This is a genomic window from Lactiplantibacillus daoliensis (genome assembly GCF_005405005.1).
Taxonomy (GTDB): Bacteria; Bacillota; Bacilli; order Lactobacillales; family Lactobacillaceae; genus Lactiplantibacillus; species Lactiplantibacillus daoliensis.
This window is the reverse complement of record NZ_BJDH01000018.1, coordinates 1-3,245: the sequence shown is the minus strand read 5'-3', so window position 1 is coordinate 3,245 and position 3,245 is coordinate 1. Positions and strand designations below refer to the sequence as shown.

Here is a 3,245-nt window from a genome sequence, read left to right as displayed (position 1 = left end):
AAACTTGTTCTTTGAAAACTAGATAATATCAAATATATTTTTTCATAATGAAACCGAGAACACCGCGTTTTTTGAGTTTTTTAAAAGAAGTTTAATCGCTGAACTCAATTAATCGTATTTTCCTTTGGAAAATAAGGTTAAGTTAACAAGGGCGCATGGTGAATGCCTTGGCACTAGGAGCCGATGAAGGACGGGACTAACACCGATATGCTTCGGGGAGCTGTACGTAAGCTATGATCCGGAGATTTCCGAATGGGGCAACCCAGCAGTTTTAATCAACTGTTACCGCTAGATGAATTCATAGTCTAGTCGGAGGTAAACGCTGTGAACTGAAACATCTCATTAGCAGCAGGAAAATAAAGAAATTTCGATTCCCTAAGTAGCGGCGAGCGAACGGGGAACAGCCCAAACCAGAGAGCTTGCTCTTTGGGGTTGTAGGACTGAACATTTGAGTTACCAAAAAGTTTGATAGTCGAAGGATTTGGGAAAATCCGCCATAGATGGTGATAGCCCAGTAGATTAAATCAAGCTTTCTCAGTTCAGGATCCTGAGTACGGCGGAACACGTGAAATTCCGTCGGAATCTGGGAGGACCATCTCCCAAGGCTAAATACTACCTAGTGACCGATAGTGAACCAGTACCGTGAGGGAAAGGTGAAAAGCACCCCGGAAGGGGAGTGAAATAGTTCCTGAAACCATGTGCCTACAATAAGTCAGAGCGCGTTAATGCGTGATGGCGTGCCTTTTGTAGAATGAACCGGCGAGTTACGATCCCGTGCAAGGTTAAGACTGAAAAGTCGGAGCCGTAGCGAAAGCGAGTCTGAAATGGGCGATTTTAGTACGAGGTTGTAGACCCGAAACCAGGTGACCTATCCATGTCCAGGTTGAAGGTGCGGTAAAACGCACTGGAGGACCGAACCCGTGTAAGTTGAAAATTGCTGGGATGAGGTGTGGATAGCGGTGAAATTCCAAACGAACTTGGAGATAGCTGGTTCTCTCCGAAATAGCTTTAGGGCTAGCCTCGGATGAAGGATCATGGAGGTAGAGCACTATTTGGACTAGGGGCCCGTCTTGGGTTACTGAATTCAGATAAACTCCGAATGCCATTGATTCATATCCGGGAGTCAGACGATGAGTGATAAGATCCACCGTCGAAAGGGGAACAGCCCAGATCACCAGTTAAGGTCCCTAAATGTATACTAAGTGGAAAAGGATGTGGAGTTGCATAGACAACTAGGATGTTGGCTCAGAAGCAGCCACCATTTAAAGAGTGCGTAATAGCTCACTAGTCGAGTGATCCTGCGCCGAAAATGTACCGGGGCTAAGTATACTACCGAAACTGTGGATGTGACCATTAGGTCACGTGATAGGAGAGCGTTCTAAGGGCGGTGAAGCAAGACTGTAAGGACTTGTGGAGCGCTTAGAAGTGAGAATGCCGGTATGAGTAGCGAAAGATGGGTGAGAATCCCATCCACCGAATGACTAAGGTTTCCTGGGGAAGGCTCGTCCTCCCAGGGTTAGTCGGGACCTAAGTCGAGGCCGAGAGGCGTAGACGATGGATAACAGGTTGATATTCCTGTACTAGTTAAATGCGTTTGAACGATGGAGGGACGCAGTAGGCTAAGATGTGCATTCTGTTGGATTAGAATGTCCAAACAATAAGTCTTGTGAAGAGTCAAATGCTTTTCACTTTAAGGACAAGTTGCGATGGGGAGCGAAATTTAGTAGCGAAGCGTCTGATGTCACACTGCCGAGAAAAGCTTCTAGTGAGTATTTAACTACCCGTACCGCAAACCAACACAGGTAGTCGAGGAGAGAATCCTAAGGTGAGCGAGTGAACTCTCGTTAAGGAACTCGGCAAAATGACCCCGTAACTTCGGGAGAAGGGGTGCTGATCGCAAGATCAGCCGCAGTGAATAGGCCCAGGCGACTGTTTATCAAAAACACAGGTCTCTGCAAAATCGTAAGATGACGTATAGGGGCTGACGCCTGCCCGGTGCTGGAAGGTTAAAAGGATGGGTTAGCTTCGGCGAAGCTCAGAATTGAAGCCCCAGTAAACGGCGGCCGTAACTATAACGGTCCTAAGGTAGCGAAATTCCTTGTCGGGTAAGTTCCGACCCGCACGAAAGGCGTAACGATCTGGGCACTGTCTCAACGAGAGACTCGGTGAAATTATATTGTCCGTGAAGATGCGGACTACCCGCGACAGGACGGAAAGACCCCATGGAGCTTTACTGTAGCTTGATATTGAGTGTTTGTACAGCTTGTACAGGATAGGTAGGAGCCATAGAAACCGGAACGCTAGTTTCGGTGGAGGCGTTGGTGGGATACTACCCTCGCTGTATGACCACTCTAACCCGCGCCACTAATCGTGGCGGGAGACAGTGTCAGGTGGGCAGTTTGACTGGGGCGGTCGCCTCCTAAAAAGTAACGGAGGCGCCCAAAGGTTCCCTCAGAATGGTTGGAAATCATTCGCAGAGTGTAAAGGCACAAGGGAGCTTGACTGCGAGACAGACAGGTCGAGCAGGGACGAAAGTCGGGCTTAGTGATCCGGTGGTACCGTATGGAAGGGCCATCGCTCAACGGATAAAAGCTACCCTGGGGATAACAGGCTTATCTCCCCCAAGAGTCCACATCGACGGGGAGGTTTGGCACCTCGATGTCGGCTCATCGCATCCTGGGGCTGTAGTCGGTCCCAAGGGTTGGGCTGTTCGCCCATTAAAGCGGTACGCGAGCTGGGTTCAGAACGTCGTGAGACAGTTCGGTCCCTATCCGTCGCGGGCGTAGGAAATTTGAGAGGATCTGTCCTTAGTACGAGAGGACCGGGATGGACATACCTCTGGTGTACCAGTTGTGCCGCCAGGCGCATCGCTGGGTAGCTACGTATGGATCTGATAAACGCTGAAAGCATCTAAGTGTGAAACAGACCTCGAGATGAGATTTCCCATTCCTATATGGAAGTAAGACCCCTGAAAGATGATCAGGTAGATAGGTTAGAAGTGGCAGCACGGTGACGTGTGAAGCGGACTAATACTAATCGGTCGAGGACTTAACCAAGCAATTGGTGTTCCGGTTCATAGAGAGAAGTATTTGATATTAGCTAGTTTTGAGGGCACAAGTTCTCAATAGTGTGGCGACGATGGCAAGAAGGATACACCTGTTCCCATGTCGAACACAGAAGTTAAGCTTCTTAGCGCCGAGAGTAGTTGGGGGATCGCTCCCTGCGAGGGTAGGACGTTGCCATGC

Annotated in this window: 2 rRNA genes; both read left to right on the top strand. The window is 49.1% G+C overall.

The window, feature by feature from the left end:
* Positions 1 to 135: 135 nt before the first annotated feature.
* A 23S ribosomal RNA gene (locus FFM64_RS12295) occupies positions 136 to 3,056 on the top strand.
* A gap of 72 nt (positions 3,057 to 3,128) precedes the next feature.
* Positions 3,129 to 3,245, top strand: a 5S ribosomal RNA gene (rrf, locus tag FFM64_RS12290).